Source organism: Geobacillus kaustophilus (genome assembly GCF_000948285.1).
GTDB classification, from domain to species: Bacteria; Bacillota; Bacilli; order Bacillales; family Anoxybacillaceae; genus Geobacillus; species Geobacillus thermoleovorans_A.
Window position 1 is genome coordinate 1731622 of sequence record NZ_JYBP01000003.1, and the last position, 17465, is coordinate 1749086.

A 17465-nucleotide genomic window follows, 5' to 3' on the forward strand; every position below is an offset into this window, starting at 1 on the left:
TCGCCAAGAGCCCATTGTTACGACAGCGCATCGAGCAGGCGGCTTAGCTCCTTCCGCTCTTGTTCGGTGAGCGGCACAAGCGGAAGGCGCACCGAACCGACGTCCAGCCCGCGCAGCTGCAGCGCCGTTTTCACCGGCACCGGACTCGGAGCGGCAAACAGCCCTTTCATGAGGGGCAGCCATTTTCGATGCAGCGCTGCCGCCTTCTGATGATCGCCCGCTAAAAAGGAACGAATCATTTCCTGCATTTCATTGCCAATGATGTGCGAAGCGACCGAGACGACGCCATTGCCGCCGATCGCTAGCACTGGAAGCGTCAAGCTGTCGTCGCCGCTGTAGAGCAAAAAGTCGTCCGGTGTACGCTCAATGATTTCCGCCATGGCGTCCAAATTGCCGCCCGCTTCCTTGACAGCGACAATGTTCGGAACTTCGGACAGCCGGATGACCGTCTCCGGGGTGAGATTCACCGACGTGCGCCCTGGAACGTTATACAGCATCACCGGCAGCGATGTGCTTTCGGCAATCGCTTTGAAATGTTGATACAGCCCTTCTTGGTTTGGCTTGTTGTAATACGGCGCCACAAGCATGACAGCATCGACGCCCGCCTCTTCCGCCTTTTTCGTCAGCTCGATCGACGCGCGCGTATCGTTCGTACCCGTTCCAGCAATGACCGGCGCCCGGCCGTTGACGACGGAGACGACATGGCGAAAAAGCGCGATTTTTTCCTCGGTCGTCAACGTCGGCGACTCGCCGGTCGTGCCGGCGACCACAAGCGCATCTGTGCCATTTTCAAGCAAATAGTTGACAAGCTCCGTTGTTTTTGCCAAGTCGAGATTCCCTTTTCGGTCAAATGGCGTCACCATCGCCGTTATGATGTTCCCGAACTGAACCACGGTTTTCACTCCTCGCTCCAAATCACTTCATCTTCCCCCGCATCTGCCTCGGATAAACAGAAGGCGTCATGCAGAGCGTTGACCGCCTTTTCCATATCGTCTTGCTTCACTAACACCCAAATCGTCGTATGGCTGTCGGCGGACTGCAAAATTTGAATGCCTTGCTCCGACAAGGCCGTGACGATTTTCGCCGTCACCCCCGGTACGCCGGCAATGCCGGCACCGACGACCGACACTTTGGCGCAGCGGGGCGTCACGGCCGGTTCGTAGCCGATGCGGCGCAGGGCGGCCACCGCTTTTTCCGTCATGTCGCCGCTCACGGTGTACACAACACCGTACGGGGAAATGTTGATAAAGTCCACGCTGATCCCTTCATGGGCCATCGCTTGAAACACGTCAGACTGCAGCTCATAGCGGCCTTCTTTCGCCAGCACTTTGATTTGTGTGACGTCGGCGACGTACGTAATGCCGGTGACAAGCCGCTCTTTCACATCGCTTCCTTTTCGGCCGCGCACCGATGAAGTGACGAGCGTCCCGGGGGCATCCGAGTACGTCGAGCGAATGCGCAGCGGCACTTTCGCCTGCATGGCGATCTCCACCGCGCGCGGATGGATCACTTTCGCCCCTTGATACGCCATGTTGCAAATTTCCGTATAGGTGACAACCTCAAGCGGCCGGGCGCTCTCAACGATGCGCGGGTCGGCGGTCATGACGCCGTCGACATCGGTGAAAATATCAACCCACTCCGCGTTTAACGCCGCGCCAAGCGCTGCCGCCGACGTGTCGCTCCCGCCGCGGCCGAGCGTGGTGATGTCGCCGTTTTCCGCCATGCCTTGAAAGCCCGCGACAACGACGACGTCGTATTGTCGAAGCGCCTCAAGGAGGCGGTCGCAGCGCATTTCGAGAATTTTCGCGTTCGTATGATCGCTGTTCGTGCAAAATCCTGCCTGGGCGCCGGTGAACGCCGTCGCTTTGATGCCGTGTTCGTTCAACAAGTTGCTGAACACAACGCTTGAGATGATTTCTCCGCACGCCATAAGCATATCTTGCTCTCGTTTTGTGACATGGTGACGAACGCCGCCGATCAAACTAAGCAGCGTATCGGTCGCATATGGATCGCCGCAACGTCCCATAGCCGATACGACGGCCACGACTTTATAGCCATCTTCCAACGCCCGTTCAATATGGCGGCGCGCCAAGTTCCGCCCGCGCTCGTCGCGGACGGACGTGCCGCCGAACTTTTGAACAATGAGTTTCATGCTAACACCTCGATGCTTTTTCAAATGAGCCCGAGCTTCAGCAAGCTTTCTGCGATTTGCACCGAGTTCGAGGCTGCGCCTTTTAGCAAGTTGTCAGCGACAATCCATAGATGGAAGCCGCGGCGGTTGTCCAAATCGCGGCGGATGCGGCCGACAAACACGTCGTACTTACCGACGCAATTGGCCGGCATCGGATACAACTGTTCGCTCGGATCATCTTGAAGCACAACACCCGGCGCTTCGCGGAGCACCGCCTGCAAGTCGGCAGCGGTGACGCCGTCTTGTTCAATTTCGATGTACACCGATTCTGAATGGCCGCTCGCCACCGGAATGCGCACGCACGTCGCCGCCACTTTCAGCTCAGGCATATGCATAATTTTTTTTGTTTCATTGATCATTTTCATCTCTTCAAACGTGAATCCATTATCTTGAAACTTATCGATTTGCGGAATGGCGTTGAACGCAATTGGGTAATGCTTCCGATCCGATTTCACTGGCAAAATGTTCGCTTCAATCGGCTTGCCTTCGAGCACGGCTTTCGTCTGCTCGTTGAGCTCTTCAATGGCCTGCGCTCCCGCCCCGGAGACGGCCTGGTACGTCGAGACGATGACGCGCTCTAAGCCAAACGCTTTTCGAATCGGCTCCAACGCCACAACCATTTGAATCGTCGAGCAGTTCGGATTGGCGATAATGCCGTTATGCCACGTCAAATCGCTTTCGTTCACTTCCGGAACGACAAGCGGCACGTTTTCTTCCATCCGAAACGCACTCGTATTGTCGATCACGATCGCCCCGCGCCGCACCGCTTCCGGCGCCAGCGCTTTCGATACGGCGCCGCCGGCGCTGAACAAGGCGATGTCGACCCCGTCAAAGCGCTCGGGCGATGCCGCCTGCACTTCGATCTCCTCGCTGCGAAAGCGCATTTTTTTGCCGGCTGACCGCTCCGATGACAACAAAGTCAATTTTCCAACCGGGAAGTTCCGGTCTTCAAGCGTCCGCACCATTTGCTGCCCAACTGCCCCCGTTGCTCCGACGACAGCGACATGATATTGTTTTTGAGCCATCAACCATTCTCCTTCCACATCGTCACTCTAAGAAGTGAATTCATAGTCTTTATTTTATCACATTCCGCTGTGGACGAGAGAACATTTTTATGCGGAACATTGATTTTTGATTCAGTTGTAGCGGAACCGCTCGATAATGACCGGCTGCAGCTGCTTCCCTTCAAGCGCAGCGAGAATCGTATCGCGCAAAAGCGGCATGTAGGCGACCATGGAGTTCGGCTTCGCCTGCGGGGCGTCTTGGCCGAATGGGATAAAATAAATGTTTTTTGCTGCCATAAGCCTCATTAGATTGACGCCGTTTAAGCCGAGCGCATCGTTTGTCGAAATGCCAAGCACGACCGGGCGGTGGTTGCGCATCGTCGCTTTCGCTGCCATCAGCACGGGGGAATCCGTCATGGCATTGGCCAGCTTGCTCATCGAGTTGCCGGTGAGCGGGGCGATCACCATGCAATCAAGCGGGATTTTCGGTCCCAGAGGTTCTGCTTTGACGATCGTATCAATCACCTCGTTTCCGGTCAGTTGCTCGAGTTTTTTCACCCATTCTTCTCCTTCGCCAAAGCGGGTGTTCGTCGTTTTCACCGTATACGTGACGATCGGCAGCACCTCCGCTCCTTCGTTGACAAGCTTCTCGATCTCCGGGAACACCGCATCATATGTGCAATGCGAACCGGTGAGGCCAAAGCCGATCCGTTTTCCTTTCAAGCTGTTTCCGCTCATGCATGATTCTCCTCCCGCTTTTGTAAATCTGCATATAACAGCTGCGCCAAGACGTTGGCGATAATTTGCCCGGCTGTCTTCGGCGCGACGATCCCCGGCAGCCCGGGCGCCAAAATAGCTTTCACTCCGCGTTTTTCGGCATAGCGGAAGTCAGTGCCGCCCGGTTTTGACGCCAAATCGATAATGAGCGTATGGGGCGGCATTTTTGCGATGACGCTCGCCGTCACGATGAGATGAGGCACGGTGTTGATGCAGACGTCAATGTCACGCACTTCTTTTTCCAAATCGTTTAAGTGAAACGGCACGAGCCCCATTTCTGTAATGCGGGCGAGATGCTCCGATCGGCGCGCCCCAACTTTCACTTTCGCCCCCAATGCGGCGAACGTCCGAGCGACCGTCATGCCAACGCGTCCAAGCCCCAAGACGGCAACGCTTGAGCCATGGATCGTAAAATCCGTGTGCTGAATGACCATCATCACCGTGCCTTCCGCGGTCGGAATGGAGTTGTAAATGGCGACATCGTCGCGCTCAAACAACTGCACATGCTTGCGCCCTGTTTTTTTCACCAATTCGTCCAAATACGCGTTGCTGATGCCGGAATAAATCGTGCAGCGCCGCGCCGTTTTTTGCACCATCTCTTCTGTAAACGGAATCGGTTCGTGGGCAAACACGCTGTTGACGTTTCCATCCAACGTCGTGCCGTGAACCGGCAAAATGATCGCATCCAAATCGGCAAAATCGACTTCGCCAATCGGCAGCTTCATCGCCCCGGTGAAATGATGGGCGAGCTGGTCGAAGCCGACAAGCGACAACTTCGCGTCGAGTTCAACGAGTTTGCGAATGACTTCAAGCTGCCTAGCATCGCCGCCGATGATGGCAATATGCATTCCTGTCAGCATCATGTTGTATGCTCACCTTCTTTTCTGGCAAACTGCTCCATTTCCTTTCCCATCTTATGTTGGAATGAAAATATAGGTGAATATCCTTGCAGGAAAAAATGGGCGATATGCGCTGAAAGCAGACAAGAGGCAGTCATTTTTTCCGTTTTTGTTCCTTACATATAAAGTAAAGAAGCGAAAAAGGGGGAAACCAGCATGAGGCTGAGCGAGTTAAGCGGAAAAGAAATTGTCGATGTGAGGCGGGCAGAGCGGCTCGGGGTGCTCGGGCAGACCGATTTGGAAATCAACGAGCAAACCGGGCAAATCGAGGCGCTGCTCATCCCAACGGGAAAATGGTTCGGGTTCCGCAAAGACGGTCAGGAAATTCGCGTGCCGTGGAAATATATTCGCAAAATCGGCGCCGATATGGTGATGATCGACGTCCCCGAGGAAGGGTGAAAAAGGCGGAAACGAAAAAGCTAACAACCTAGCGAAAGGTCGTTAGCTTTTTTGAGTTCGGTCTATGAACGGAGCGGGCGCGGCAGCACGCCGTCCGAGCTGATTAAGGCGAGCGCGTAATCGTCCGTGAAAACCGTGCGCGCCAGTTCGTTTACTTTTTCCACCGTGACGCTTTCAATCTCTTCAATGATCTCATCAAGCGAGCGGTGACGGCCGAGAAGGAGTTCATTTTTGCCGTTGCGGCTCATCCGGCTGTTCGTGCTCTCGAGCCCAAGCATCAGGCTCCCTTTCATCTGCTCTTTGCTGTTATGCAACTCTTTTTCGGTCACTCCGTCCTCCTTCAGCTGGCGAATGGTCTGCTGGATCGTTTCGAACAGCACATCAAGCTGGCCGCTTCCTGTTCCGGCGTAAATGGCGAGCAGGCCGCTGTCTTGGTAGGCGGAATGGTACGAGAATACCGAATACGCCAATCCGCGCTGTTCGCGCACTTCCTGAAACAGCCGGCTGCTCATGCTGCCCCCTAAAATATTGTTCAAGATGAGGAGCGGGTACGCGTCCGGATGGCCGATCGGCAACCCGTTGAATCCGATGCATACGTGCGCCTGCTCAGTGTCCTTTTTGCGCGCGATCTTTTGCGGCACAAACGCCGGCGTCCCTGAAGAAGGCGGCTTGCTCTCTGCGGCGAACGAGCCGAAATAGCGCTCGACCTCATCAATAAACCGTTCGTCGACGTTGCCGGCGACCGAAATGACGACGCGATCCGGTGTATAGTAGTCCGCCATATATTGGCGCAACGTGTCGCCAGTGAACGTGCAGAGCGTCTCTTCCGTGCCCAAAATCGGATAGCCGAGCGGATGGCCCGCATAGCACGCTTTGCCGAGCAAATCGTGGACGATGTCATCCGGTGTATCTTCATACATTTTGATTTCCTCGAGCACGACGTTGCGCTCCTTTTGCAGCTCATCTTCCACAAATGTCGAGTGGAAAAACATATCGGCGAGCATTTCAAGCGCCAGCGGCGCGTGTTCATCCAACACTTTGGCGTAGTAACACGTATACTCCTTCGATGTAAAGGCGTTTACTTGCCCGCCGATGCTGTCGAATGCTTCCGCAATGTCCCGGGCCGTGCGCGTCGTTGTCCCCTTGAAAAACATATGCTCTAAAAAATGGGAAATGCCATTGGTTTGCTCCGTTTCATTGCGCGATCCGGTCCCGATCCATATACCGATGGCCACCGACCTTACAGTCGGGATTGGCTCGAGCACGATTCGCACACCGTTTTTGCACGTATATTTGTTAATCAACTCCATGTTCCTCCTGTTTGTTTGCCAGTCTTTTCTCATCGAATAAGGCCGTCAAGCTGCCTAGGGCGTAGCCTTGGCGCTTGATCGAGGTGATCAGCTCGTCAAGTGCAGCCGCCGTCGGCATCGTTGGATGCATCAAAATGATGGCGCCAGGATGAACTTTCGACGTCACCCGTTTCACTATAACAGATGGCGACGGTTTTTGCCAATCAATTGTATCGACGCTCCATAGAATCGTTTTCATGCCGAGTTCCGCGGCGACCTCGACGACCTCGTCGCGGTAGCTGCCGCTTGGCGGGGCAAACCATTTGCATTTAACCGATGTCGCCGCCTCAATCACTTCGTTTGTTTTCTCGAGCTCGCGGCGGATGTTGTCGACAGCGAGTGTTTTCATATCGGGATGGCTGTAGGAATGGTTGCCGATTTCATGGCCAGCGTCTGCTATCATTTTTGCCATCTCCGGGTGTTTTTTTACCCATCGTCCTTCCAAAAAGAACGTCGCCTTGACATTGTATTTCTTCATCGTCTCAAGCATGTCGGGGAGGTATTCTTCCCCCCAAGCGACATTGACCGCAAACGCCACCATCGGCTTGTCAGGATGGCCGCGGTAAATCGGCGCCGGCGGCAAATCGTCCAAATGGACGCGCGGGGGCACTTGACGAAACACGAGTTTTCGCTCATCAAACATCCCCGTTTTCTTCATGTTTTGATAGGAGGCGTCAATGTCGACGGCGAGCCCGTTGTAGCCGGGCGTCGCCTTCCATACTTTATCGATGACCGCATCTTGGGCGGGAATTTCATATTGCTTCGCTTGTTTGACGATCGTGTCGTACAGCTTGTCGCGCTCTTTCATCGCGGTTGTTTCCATCGGGCGCCAGCTTGCGATGTAATCGCCAACCGGAGGCCAATGAACCGCCGCCCAGGCGGCAAGAAACATGACCGCTAGCGCTATATAGCGGGCGCTTCCGTTGTTCACCCTTGTCCCCCTCCTTTTTTACTACTACAACATATGTCTTAGGGGGACAGGATAGAACATAACAAAAGAGCCTTAAGAAACAAATTCCTAAGGCTTCATGCGATGGCGCTCCGGCCGTCTTCCTCGTTTTTCCCTAGATTCCCGCGGCAGTTCCCCTCCAATGTTGCGGGCATCGCGCAACACCGCTTTGCGCGACAGATTGACGCGCCCTTGCTTATCGATTTCCGTTACTTTCACTAAAATTTCATCGCCAATCGAAACGACGTCTTCGACTTTGCCGACCCGCCCTTCAGCGAGCTCGGAAATGTGGACAAGCCCATCTTTGCCGTTGAACAACTCAACGAAGGCGCCGAATTTTTCAATCCGTTTCACTTTGCCTAAGTACACTTGGCCGACTTCGACTTCGCGGACGATGTCTTCGATGATTTGCTTCGCTTTTTGGTTGGCCGCTTCATCCACAGACGAGATGAAAATCGTGCCGTCTTGTTCGATGTCGATTTTGACGCCTGTTTCATCGATGATTTTGTTGATCTGCTTGCCGCTTGGTCCGATGACCTCCCGGATTTTATCTGGATTGATGTGCATGATCAAAATTTTCGGCGCATATTTGGACAGCTCTTTGCGCGGTTCGCTGAGCGTCTGCATCATATGGTCCAAAATCTCAAGCCGCCCTTTACGCGCTTGCATGAGCGCCTCTTCCAAAATCTCACGCGTCAATCCTTTGATTTTAATGTCCATTTGCAGCGCAGTGACGCCTTTTCTCGTGCCGGCGACTTTAAAGTCCATATCGCCGAGATGGTCCTCGATACCTTGAATGTCGGTCAAAATCGTATAATGATCGTCGTTTTTCACAAGCCCCATGGCAATGCCGGCGACCGGCGCTTTGATCGGCACCCCGGCGTCCATCATCGCCAGCGTGCTGGCGCAAATGCTGGCCTGCGATGTCGAGCCGTTCGACTCAAGCACTTCCGAAACGAGGCGGATCGTATACGGGAATTCACGCTCCGACGGCACGACCGGCTCAAGCGCCCGTTCGCCAAGCGCCCCGTGTCCGATTTCACGACGCCCCGGCCCGCGCATCGGTCCGGTTTCCCCGACGGAAAACGGCGGGAAGTTGTAATGGTGCATAAACCGCTTCGATTCTTCAAGGTCAAGCCCGTCCAAAATTTGCACATCGCCAAGCGCTCCAAGCGTACAAACGCTCAACACTTGCGTCTGCCCGCGCGTAAACAAACCGGAGCCGTGCGTGCGCGGCAGGACGCCGACAGCCGATGAGAGCGGACGGATTTCATCGACTTTGCGCCCGTCCGGACGGATTTTCTCGACCGTGATCAAACGGCGCACTTCCTCTTTTACGAGCTTATGCAAAATTTCCTGTACTTGCTTGAGCTTCTCCTCATCCGCTTCTTCCGCCTCATATTTGGCGATGACGCCAGCTTTCACATCTTCAATGGCCGCATCGCGCGCCAGTTTCTCCGGCACTTGCACCGCTCGCTTAATGTCGGCCTCGGCAAGCTGGCGGATTTCCGCCTCCAGCGCTGGATCCGGCTCATAAAGGACGACTTCCATTTTTTCTTTGCCGACTTGGGCGGCGATTTCCTCTTGGAAGGCGATGAGCCGCTTCACTTCCTCATGGCCGAACATGATCGCTTCAAGAATCACTTCTTCCGGCACCTCATCTGCCCCAGCTTCCACCATGTTGATCGCATCTTTTGTGCCGGCGACGACAAGATGCAGATCGCTTTTTTCCATTTGCTCGACCGTCGGATTGATGACAAACTGGCCGTCGACGCGGCCAACGATGACACCGGCGATCGGTCCTTCAAACGGAATATCGGAAATCGTCAGCGCCACCGACGAACCGATTAAGGCCGCTACTTCCGGCGCGCAGTCTTGATCAACACTCATGACCATCGAGACGACTTGCACTTCGTTGCGGAATCCTTCGGCAAACAGCGGGCGAATCGGTCGGTCGATGAGACGGCTCACCAAAATGGCTTTCTCGCTCGGGCGACCTTCACGCTTAATAAACCCTCCAGGAATTTTCCCAACCGCATACAACCGTTCCTCGTAGTTGACGGTGAGCGGAAAAAAGTCAACGTTTTTTGCCTCTCGCGACGCGGTGGCTGTGCTCAACACGACCGTATCGCCGTAGCGGACGAGCGCCGCACCATTCGCCTGTTTCGCCAGCTTGCCAGTTTCGACGATGAGCGGCCGCCCCGCCACATCGATGGAAAACACGCGTTTCTCTTGTTCCATACAGACGAGTACTCCTCTCTATGTACAGATGAAATGATAAATCCGCTGATGATTAGTATAGACGAATTGGCACCATTGTTATCATCACCGTGTCAATCACGCCTATAAACTAGCAAAAAAGCGGGAATGCTCCCGCTTTTTTATCGACGTAATCCAAGTTTCTCAATCAATTCACGGTAGCGCGCCACATCTTTCTTGCGCAAGTAGGCCAATAAGTTGCGGCGCTTCCCGACCATTTTCAGCAAGCCGCGCCGTGAATGATGGTCTTTTTTATGAATGCGCAAATGCTCGTTCAAGTTGTTGATTTGCTCTGTCAGGATCGCAACTTGCACTTCCGGAGAACCGGTGTCGTTCTCATGGATTTTAAATTGCTCGATGATTTCGCGTTTGCGCTCCTGCGTCAATGCCATCCTTGTTCACCTCCCTAGTCCTAGATCCCCGATTGCCGAGCGGGCGTCGGTGACTCGCCTAGCCAAGCAATGGTTCGCATACATTGATTAGAATACCTCTTTTTCCGGCAAAATGCAAGTCTTTTCAGTGAAACAGCGGAAATACTGCTCCGCCTCTCTCTTGTCGCGGGCAATTTGCGCCGTCAGTTCGTCGACACTGGCGAACTTCTGCTCGCTCCGCAGACGGCGGTGCCACTCAATGGTCATCGTTTGTCCATAAATATCGCCGGAAAACTTGAACAAGTGCACTTCAATATTCGGCAATCCTTCGCGCGTTTTATGGAATGTCGGTTTGTAGCCGACGTTCGCCACCCCTTCATATACTTGCCCGCCGATCATCGCCTTGACTGCATAGACGCCGACTGCCGGCAAGGCATAATCGCTGTTTAAAGCGATGTTCGCCGTTGGAAAGCCGATCATCCGCCCGCGCCGTTCCCCGGCAACGACCGTTCCTTCAAGCTCGTAAAAGCGGCCGAGCAGGCGGGGAAGCTGTTCGACCGCCCCGTTTTCGAGCATTTTCCGCACCCGGGACGAGCTCACTTTTTCCCCATCGACCGCAAGCTTCGGAATGACCGTCTGTCCAAAGCGGCCACGCGCGTGAATCGGCATCGTCTCCATCGTTCCTTTTCCGAACCGCCCATAAGTGAAATCGAAGCCGGCGACGACATGTTTCACGTGCAACCCGTCCAAATATTGGTCAACGAACGCTTCTGGCGACAGCGCGGCAAACGTCGGCGTAAATTCAACGATGTACAGCCGGTTGACGCCAAGTGATGCAATCAGCTGCTCCTTTTTGCCAAGCGGCGTAATCGAGTAGAGCTTGGACTGTTTGCCAAGCACAACGGACGGATGAGGATGAAACGTCATCACCGCGCTTTCGTACCCACGCTCGTTGGCGATCTCGACCGCGGTGCGGATCACTTTTTGATGGCCAAGGTGGATGCCGTCGAAATAGCCGAGCGCCATCACCGCCGGAGGGAGCGCCTGACGTTCGAGACGGTGTGGATGCGAAAGAAACAGCGTTTCCATGTCCATGACCTGCCTTCTTTATTTCCGCGCTGCACCCGCGGCGTTAACGAAACACTTTGAGCGGTTTCATCAAGCCGGGGCGCGCCGGATGCTTCACGTACAGGGCCAGCGCTTCCCGCTCGGGCGAAACAAGCACGACCGGCCCGTCAAGCTTCTCGAAGAAAGCGGGAAGCCGGAGCAACGCCCCGTTTTTTACCTTCTCTGCTACTTTATCATTGATTTCATATTTCGGCAAATGAAAAAGCGCCCGCTCGATCGAGATGAGCAAGGCATCAGCCGTCCCGTCGGCCGCCCGGCGCTCAACGTCTTCAAACGTTACGCAATCTTCAAGCCGAAACGGTCCGGACGCCGTACGGATGAGATCCGACATATGCGCCGGATAGCCGAGCCGCTCGCCGATCATCACCGCCAGCGTACGCACGTACGTGCCTTTGCTGCACGTGACGCGAAAGCGAAATGACACCGTTTCCCCAAAGAATTGTTCACGTTCATCAAGCAATTCGAGCTCATAAATGGTCACGCGCCGCGTCGGACGTTCGACTTCGATGCCGGCGCGCGCGTATTCATACAGTTTTTTGCCGCCCACTTTCACCGCGGAGTACATCGGCGGCGTTTGCTCAATTTCTCCGGTCAAGCTGTCAAACACCGCTTCGATTTCCGCACGCGCAATCGGCCGGTCAACCGAACGGGCGGCGATGATGTCGCCGTCTGCATCTTCGGTTGTCGTCGCGGCACCAAGCGTCACTTTGCCTTCATACGTTTTCGTCGTCCCGGTCAAAAACTCGGCGATGCGCGTCGCCTTGCCAAGGCAAATGGGCAGCACACCGGACACGTTTGGGTCAAGGGTGCCGGTGTGTCCCGCTTTTTTTACGCCAAGCAGACGGCGCACTTTGGCCACACAGTCGTGAGACGTCATCCCTTTCGGTTTATTGAGCAGCAATACCCCGTCCATCGACGCACCCTTTCCGTTTCCATAATCATGGATGGAAATGGATAGACGGTTCGTCTATCCATTGTTCGGCTCCCCATCCGCCTCTTTCGCCGGGTGGTCATCGCTTGAAATTTGCCGGATCAGCTGTTCAATGCGGCTGCCGTATTCAATCGTTTCATCGATTTCAAAGAAAATTTCCGGCGTCTTGCGAAGGCGGATGCGCTGCCCGATTTCCGAACGGATAAACCCTTTCGCTTTCTCGAGCGCCTTCAACGTCTCTTCGCGCTGCTTGTCATCGCCGAGGACGCTGATGTACACTTTCGCCTGCTGCAAATCACCGGTGACCCGCACATCGGTCACCGTGACAAAGCCGATGCGCGGATCTTTCAGCCTGCGGCTGATGATGTCGCTCAACTCTTTTTTCATTTGCTCGCCAACGCGAGTTGCCCGTATATTCATCACCCATCACCTCGGTTACAACCACTCGAATGATGTAGCCGCCCGCTCCAGCTCAGGGAACGAGTCGATCAAAGCAAGCGCCCGCTCGAGCTCCCGTTCAGTCGCCCGGCTTCTGGACGTAATGGCAACAAGGCCGATGGTCGCCCGCTGCCATGCATCTTGATGATCGATTTCGGCCACAGAGACATTATATTTTTGCCGGATTCTTGTCATGACCCGCTGCAGGACGGCCCGTTTATCCTTGAGCGAGCGGGCGTTGTAGATGATGCATTCGCACGCGGCGAAGCCGATCATGCCCGGGCCACTTCCTGCATGATGTATGCTTCGATGACATCTCCTTCTTTGATATCATTGAAGTTTTTGATCGTCAGCCCGCATTCATACCCTTGCGCCACTTCACGCACATCGTCTTTATACCGCTTGAGCGAATCGATTTCCCCTTCGTAGACGACGATGCCTTGGCGAATGAGGCGCACCTTGCTGTCGCGGGTAATTTTGCCGTCAGTGACATAGCAGCCGGCGATCGTGCCGACTTTCGATACTTTGAACGTTTGCCGCACTTCCGCCTGACCGATCACTTTCTCTTCGTACTCCGGATCGAGCATCCCTTTCATCGCCGCTTCAATTTCCTCGATGACATTGTAAATGATGCGATGGAGGCGGATGTCGACTTTTTCCGACTCGGCGGCGCGCTTTGCGTTTGCATCCGGACGGACGTTAAATCCAATGACGATGGCGTTCGATGCCGTCGCCAGCGAAATGTCCGATTCGGTGATGGCGCCGACAGCCGCGTGGATGATTTTCACCCGCACGCCTTCGACTTCAATTTTTTGCAAGGCGGCGACAAGCGCCTCAACCGATCCTTGAACGTCGGCTTTGACGATCAAGTTCAGCTCTTTCATTTCACCTTGCTTAATTTGTTCAAACAAGTCATCCAAGCTGACGCGCGTTTTGACGCTTCGTTGCTCCTGCAGCTGCCGCTGCGCACGCGCCTCCGCGATTTGCCGCGCCTTTTTCTCATCCTCAAACACCATGAAGCGGTCGCCGGCTTGCGGCACTTCATGCAGCCCCGTAATCTCAACTGGCATCGACGGAGTCGCCTCTTTGACGCGCCGGCCGCTGTCGTTCACCATCGCGCGCACGCGCCCGTAGGTCGTTCCGACGACGATCGGATCGCCGACATGCAGCGTTCCCGTTTGAACCAAAAGCGTTGCCACCGGGCCACGCCCTTTATCAAGCTTCGCTTCGATCACCGTACCGACCGCACGCCGGTTCGGGTTGGCTTTTAATTCTTCCATTTCACTGACAAGCAAAATCATTTCCAAAAGATGATCAAGGCCCTCTTTCGTTTTCGCCGACAGCTTGCAGAAAATCGTATCGCCGCCCCATTCTTCCGGAACGAGGTTGTATTCCATCAGCTCTTGCATGACGCGGTCCGGGTTCGCTTCCAGCTTATCGATTTTGTTGATGGCGACGATAATCGGCACGTTTGCCGCCTTGGCGTGGTTGATCGCTTCGACCGTCTGCGGCATCACCCCGTCATCCGCGGCAACGACAAGAATGACGATATCGGTCACTTGCGCGCCGCGCGCCCGCATCGTTGTAAACGCTTCATGCCCCGGCGTATCGAGGAACGTAATTTTTTTATCATTGACCGTCACTTGATACGCACCGATGTGTTGCGTAATACCGCCGGCTTCCTGCTCCGTCACTTTGGAATGGCGGATCGCATCAAGCAGCGTCGTTTTCCCGTGGTCGACGTGCCCCATGATCGTCACGACCGGCGGCCGTTCAACCAAATCTTCCGGCGCGTCGACAATTTCGATCGCTTCAAAGTTCGTCTCATCGATCGTCACTTTTTCTTCGACTTCAACCCCGTAATCCGAGCAGATGAGCTCGATGGCGTCTTTGTCTAAATCTTGGTTGATCGTCGCCATCACGCCGAGCATAAACAGTTTCTTAATAATTTCTGACGGTTCGCGGCCAAGCTTTTTCGCCAATTCGGCCACGGTAAGCGAGCCTTCAAACGTAATTTTTTTCGGCAGCTCTTTTTCTTTTTTCGCCGGCTGCGGTGCTTGTTTTGCGGCTGGTGCTCCCTGCTTTTTCCCTTTCGCCGGCCCTTTTCCTTTCTTTTTCGCTGCTTGGAGCAGTTTCTTTTCCTGCTGTTGCGCCTCGGTTTTTTTCGTTTCCTTCCCTTTTGGCGCTCCTTTTTTCTTCGCCGGTTTCATTTTCGCCGCTTCTTTGCTGTCGTCAAAAATTTCCTCATCAGCAAAATCGGCCGCTTTCGCCGGCGTCGGCCGTTTCGGCTTCTCCGTTTTCTTTTCCGCTTTTTTCTCTTCTTTTTTCCGAGCGTTCGGGCGATATTGATGGTCGAGTTTTTCGACGACATCAGCCTCGAGCATCGCCATATGGTTGTTCACTTCAATGTTCATTTCTTTCAATTTATGAATGACGTCCTTGCTTGGAACGTTTTGTTTTTTCGCGTATTCATACACACGCATTTTCGACATACATTCACCCCCATTAAGATCGGTCGAGCATCGTTTGCAATTGGCGCGCAAACCCTTCATCGGTGACAGCGACAACGACGCGGGCGTCCTTGCCGATCGCGCCGCCAAGCGTATACCGGTCCGGCACTTTGCAAAGCGGGACGCCATAAAACGTGCATTTGTTCGTCACTTTTTTTTCGGTGTTGATCGATGCGTCTTGCGAAAGCAAGACGAGCCGCGCCCGGCCCCGCTGCACTTCTTTGAAGACAAGCTCCTCGCCAGAGACGACTTTGCCCGCCCGCTGCGCCAATCCAAGCAGCGATGCCCAACGGTTATGATTCATGTCCGGCTTGTTTCTCCTTTTCCGCCAAGGCGAGCAATTCGTCATAAATCGCATCATCGATGTCTGCTTTTAAATGGCGGGCCAAAATGTTTTTCTTTTTCGCCTGCAAAATGCATTCCGGATCAAGGGTAATATACGCGCCGCGCCCCGCCTTTTTGCCGGTTGGGTCGATCGACACTTCCCCCTCTTTCGAGCGGACGATGCGCACCATCTCCCGTTTCGGCTTCATCTCTCCAGTGACGACGCATTTGCGCAACGGAATTTTCTTTTGCGCTGCCATTTTTCATTCCCCCCTCACTCGATTTCCGCCGATTCATCAAACGATGGGGCGTTTTCTTCGCTATTTTCATTATCGGCCGCCGCATCGCTGAAATCAAGCGAAGTGGATGGCGCATGCGGATCAATGCCCATCTCCCGCGCTTCCGATTCGCTTTTAATATCAATTTTCCAGCCGGTCAATTTCGCCGCCAGCCGCGCGTTTTGTCCCCGTTTGCCGATGGCGAGCGACAGCTGATAGTCCGGAACGATGACCGTCGTCGCCTTTTGTTCTTCGTTGACAATGACGCGCAGCACTTTCGCCGGGCTTAACGCGTTGGCGACAAACTCCACCGGATCGGCCGACCAGCGGACGATATCGATTTTTTCTCCGTTCAGCTCATCAACAATGGCCTGCACGCGTTGCCCTCTCGGTCCGACGCATGCGCCGACCGGATCGACTTCTGGGTTGTCGGAGTGGACGGAAATTTTCGAACGGTCGCCGGCTTCGCGGGCGATCGATTTAATCTCGACCGTTCCGTCGTAAATTTCCGGCACTTCGAGCTCAAACAGCCGTTTCAACAGTCCCGGGTGGGTGCGGGAGACGAAAATTTGCGGCCCTTTTGTCGTTTTTTCCACTTTCGTAATGTATACTTTCAACCGGTCGTGCGGCTTATATGTTTCATTCGGCATTTGTTCGTTTGCCGGCAGGAGCGCCTCCGCCTTGCCGAGGCTGACGTAGACAAAGCGCGGGTCGACGCGCTGAACGATGCCGGTCATAATATCCTCTTCACGGTCGACAAATTCGGCGTAGATGATGCTCCGCTCCGCCTCGCGCACGCGCTGGGTGACGACTTGCTTCGCCGTCTGTGCGGCGATGCGCCCGAAATCGCGCGGCGTCACTTCGAGTTCGACGACGTCGCCGATTTGATAATTCGGATTGATCCGCTGCGCTTCCTCAAGCGAAATTTCAAGGCGCGGATCGGTCACCTCTTTAACGACATCTTTGCGCGCGAACACGCGGATTGTGCCGGTGTCCATATTGAGATCGACGCGCACGTTTTGCGCTTGGCCGAAATTGCGTTTATACGCCGAAACGATCGCCGCTTCGATCGCTTCCATCACGACTTCTTTGCTGATGCCTTTTTCCCGCATCAGATCGGCTAACGCCTCAAGCAATTGCGTGTTCATGCAACAAAAATCCCCCTTTTGCGATTAGAAGAAAATCACGGCTAATCGGGCGCTTGCCACTTTTTCATACGGAATGGCGACCGTTTTTTGCCGTCCGCGTTCTTTGACCAACAGCGTCACGGTCGTTCCATCAAAAGCGGTTAGTTCGCCTTCAAACTGCTTTTCTCCTTCAATGGGCTCATACGTTTTGATATATACATGTTTCCCAATGGCCTTGGCAAAATCTTTTGCCTTTTTCAGCGGCCGCTCCGCTCCAGGCGATGACACTTCCAAAAAATAATGATGTGGAATCGGATCGACTTCATCCAGCTTTTCGCTCAATTTTTCGCTGACAGCACCGCATTGTTCAATATCGACGCCATCGTCAGAGTCAATGAAGACGCGCAAAAACCAATTTTTCCCTTCCTTCACATATTCAATATCGACGAGTTCAAGCCCCATTTCGTCCAAGATCGGTGTGACGAGTTGTTCAACCGTTTCTGTCACCTTTTTGCTCATTGTGTTCCTCCT

The 17465-nt window shown here is 54.3% G+C and carries 19 protein-coding genes; 1 reads left to right on the forward strand and 18 read right to left on the reverse strand.

Annotated features, from left to right (window positions below; all coding sequences use genetic code 11):
* Positions 1-17 precede the first annotated feature (17 nt).
* From dapA to dpaA, 5 genes are all read right to left on the reverse strand, one after another.
* Positions 18-893 (reverse strand): 4-hydroxy-tetrahydrodipicolinate synthase, encoded by an 876-nt coding sequence (gene dapA, locus LG52_RS09000; RefSeq protein ID WP_044731679.1) that lies wholly within the window; start codon positions 891-893, stop codon positions 18-20.
* A 5-nt stretch (positions 894-898) separates the two neighbouring features.
* Complete coding sequence (gene dapG / locus LG52_RS09005) at positions 899-2152, reverse strand: aspartate kinase (protein ID WP_044731680.1); 1254 nt, start codon at positions 2150-2152, stop codon at positions 899-901.
* Positions 2153-2172: 20 nt separating this feature from the next.
* Positions 2173-3216: an aspartate-semialdehyde dehydrogenase gene (gene asd, locus LG52_RS09010; RefSeq protein WP_044731681.1), complete on the reverse strand. Its 1044-nt coding sequence runs from the start codon at positions 3214-3216 to the stop codon at positions 2173-2175.
* A gap of 111 nt (positions 3217-3327) precedes the next feature.
* Positions 3328-3933, reverse strand: a complete 606-nt coding sequence (locus LG52_RS09015) for a dipicolinate synthase subunit B (RefSeq protein ID WP_013145721.1) — start codon at positions 3931-3933, stop codon at positions 3328-3330.
* The gene (gene dpaA / locus LG52_RS09020; protein ID WP_044731682.1) at positions 3930-4835 is read right to left on the reverse strand and encodes a dipicolinic acid synthetase subunit A; all 906 of its coding nucleotides are present in this window, start codon (positions 4833-4835) and stop codon (positions 3930-3932) included. The genes LG52_RS09015 and dpaA overlap by 4 nt, the downstream gene beginning before the upstream one ends.
* A gap of 192 nt (positions 4836-5027) precedes the next feature.
* On the opposite strand from dpaA, the gene LG52_RS09025 reads away from it, so the two are divergent.
* A complete protein-coding gene (locus LG52_RS09025) occupies positions 5028-5270 on the forward strand; it encodes a YlmC/YmxH family sporulation protein (RefSeq protein ID WP_044731683.1) in 243 nt (80 codons plus the stop codon).
* 62 nt (positions 5271-5332) lie between these two features.
* On the opposite strand, the gene LG52_RS09030 is transcribed toward LG52_RS09025, so the two are convergent.
* From LG52_RS09030 to rimP, 13 genes are all read right to left on the reverse strand, one after another.
* On the reverse strand, positions 5333-6580 hold the full coding sequence (locus LG52_RS09030; RefSeq protein ID WP_044731684.1) for a M16 family metallopeptidase: 1248 nt from the start codon (positions 6578-6580) through the stop codon (positions 5333-5335).
* Positions 6567-7550, reverse strand: a complete 984-nt coding sequence (locus LG52_RS09035) for a polysaccharide deacetylase family protein (RefSeq protein ID WP_044731685.1) — start codon at positions 7548-7550, stop codon at positions 6567-6569. The genes LG52_RS09030 and LG52_RS09035 overlap by 14 nt, the downstream gene beginning before the upstream one ends.
* 87 nt (positions 7551-7637) lie before the next feature.
* A complete protein-coding gene (gene pnp, locus LG52_RS09040) occupies positions 7638-9809 on the reverse strand; it encodes a polyribonucleotide nucleotidyltransferase (protein ID WP_044731686.1) in 2172 nt (723 codons plus the stop codon).
* Between the two features lie 140 nt (positions 9810-9949).
* On the reverse strand, positions 9950-10219 hold the full coding sequence (rpsO, locus tag LG52_RS09045) for a 30S ribosomal protein S15 (RefSeq protein ID WP_011230768.1): 270 nt from the start codon (positions 10217-10219) through the stop codon (positions 9950-9952).
* Positions 10220-10306: 87 nt separating this feature from the next.
* Positions 10307-11287, reverse strand: coding sequence for a bifunctional riboflavin kinase/FAD synthetase (ribF, locus tag LG52_RS09050; RefSeq protein WP_044733176.1), 981 nt, complete (start codon positions 11285-11287; stop codon positions 10307-10309).
* 43 nt (positions 11288-11330) lie between these two features.
* Positions 11331-12239 carry a tRNA pseudouridine(55) synthase TruB gene (gene truB, locus LG52_RS09055; protein ID WP_044731687.1) on the reverse strand — a complete coding sequence of 303 codons (909 nt, stop codon included), beginning with the start codon at positions 12237-12239 and terminating at the stop codon, positions 11331-11333.
* 54 nt (positions 12240-12293) lie between these two features.
* Complete coding sequence (gene rbfA, locus LG52_RS09060; protein ID WP_044731688.1) at positions 12294-12677, reverse strand: 30S ribosome-binding factor RbfA; 384 nt, start codon at positions 12675-12677, stop codon at positions 12294-12296.
* A 15-nt stretch (positions 12678-12692) separates the two neighbouring features.
* A complete protein-coding gene (locus tag LG52_RS09065) occupies positions 12693-12971 on the reverse strand; it encodes a DUF503 domain-containing protein (protein ID WP_044731689.1) in 279 nt (92 codons plus the stop codon).
* Positions 12968-15187: a translation initiation factor IF-2 gene (infB, locus tag LG52_RS09070; RefSeq protein ID WP_044731690.1), complete on the reverse strand. Its 2220-nt coding sequence runs from the start codon at positions 15185-15187 to the stop codon at positions 12968-12970. Before infB ends, LG52_RS09065 begins: the two co-directional genes overlap by 4 nt.
* Before the next feature lie 13 nt (positions 15188-15200).
* Entirely contained in the window at positions 15201-15509 is a 309-nt protein-coding gene (locus tag LG52_RS09075; protein WP_044731691.1) for a YlxQ family RNA-binding protein, read from the reverse strand.
* A complete protein-coding gene (rnpM, locus tag LG52_RS09080; RefSeq protein WP_044731692.1) occupies positions 15499-15789 on the reverse strand; it encodes an RNase P modulator RnpM in 291 nt (96 codons plus the stop codon). Before rnpM ends, LG52_RS09075 begins: the two co-directional genes overlap by 11 nt.
* 14 nt (positions 15790-15803) lie before the next feature.
* Entirely contained in the window at positions 15804-16955 is a 1152-nt protein-coding gene (nusA, locus tag LG52_RS09085; protein ID WP_044731693.1) for a transcription termination factor NusA, read from the reverse strand.
* A 24-nt stretch (positions 16956-16979) separates the two neighbouring features.
* Positions 16980-17453: a ribosome maturation factor RimP gene (gene rimP / locus LG52_RS09090; protein ID WP_044731694.1), complete on the reverse strand. Its 474-nt coding sequence runs from the start codon at positions 17451-17453 to the stop codon at positions 16980-16982.
* Positions 17454-17465: the final 12 nt, after the last annotated feature.

What these genes read in the sequence shown, in the direction of transcription:
- asd (WP_044731681.1), bottom strand. Translation starts at nt 3,216, where the DNA reads ATGGCTCAAAAACAATATCATGTCGCTGTCGTCGGAGCAACGGGGGCA.
- dpaA (WP_044731682.1), bottom strand. Translation starts at nt 4,835, where the DNA reads ATGATGCTGACAGGAATGCATATTGCCATCATCGGCGGCGATGCTAGG.
- pnp (WP_044731686.1), bottom strand. Translation starts at nt 9,809, where the DNA reads ATGGAACAAGAGAAACGCGTGTTTTCCATCGATGTGGCGGGGCGGCCG.
- nusA (WP_044731693.1), bottom strand. Translation starts at nt 16,955, where the DNA reads ATGAACACGCAATTGCTTGAGGCGTTAGCCGATCTGATGCGGGAAAAA.
- LG52_RS09025 (WP_044731683.1), top strand. Translation starts at nt 5,028, where the DNA reads ATGAGGCTGAGCGAGTTAAGCGGAAAAGAAATTGTCGATGTGAGGCGG.
- LG52_RS09030 (WP_044731684.1), bottom strand. Translation starts at nt 6,580, where the DNA reads ATGGAGTTGATTAACAAATATACGTGCAAAAACGGTGTGCGAATCGTG.
- dapG (WP_044731680.1), bottom strand. Translation starts at nt 2,152, where the DNA reads ATGAAACTCATTGTTCAAAAGTTCGGCGGCACGTCCGTCCGCGACGAG.
- ribF (WP_044733176.1), bottom strand. Translation starts at nt 11,287, where the DNA reads ATGGAAACGCTGTTTCTTTCGCATCCACACCGTCTCGAACGTCAGGCG.
- LG52_RS09075 (WP_044731691.1), bottom strand. Translation starts at nt 15,509, where the DNA reads ATGAATCATAACCGTTGGGCATCGCTGCTTGGATTGGCGCAGCGGGCG.
- rimP (WP_044731694.1), bottom strand. Translation starts at nt 17,453, where the DNA reads ATGAGCAAAAAGGTGACAGAAACGGTTGAACAACTCGTCACACCGATC.
- truB (WP_044731687.1), bottom strand. Translation starts at nt 12,239, where the DNA reads ATGGACGGGGTATTGCTGCTCAATAAACCGAAAGGGATGACGTCTCAC.
- LG52_RS09065 (WP_044731689.1), bottom strand. Translation starts at nt 12,971, where the DNA reads ATGATCGGCTTCGCCGCGTGCGAATGCATCATCTACAACGCCCGCTCG.
- rpsO (WP_011230768.1), bottom strand. Translation starts at nt 10,219, where the DNA reads ATGGCATTGACGCAGGAGCGCAAACGCGAAATCATCGAGCAATTTAAA.
- infB (WP_044731690.1), bottom strand. Translation starts at nt 15,187, where the DNA reads ATGTCGAAAATGCGTGTGTATGAATACGCGAAAAAACAAAACGTTCCA.
- rbfA (WP_044731688.1), bottom strand. Translation starts at nt 12,677, where the DNA reads ATGAATATACGGGCAACTCGCGTTGGCGAGCAAATGAAAAAAGAGTTG.
- rnpM (WP_044731692.1), bottom strand. Translation starts at nt 15,789, where the DNA reads ATGGCAGCGCAAAAGAAAATTCCGTTGCGCAAATGCGTCGTCACTGGA.
- LG52_RS09015 (WP_013145721.1), bottom strand. Translation starts at nt 3,933, where the DNA reads ATGAGCGGAAACAGCTTGAAAGGAAAACGGATCGGCTTTGGCCTCACC.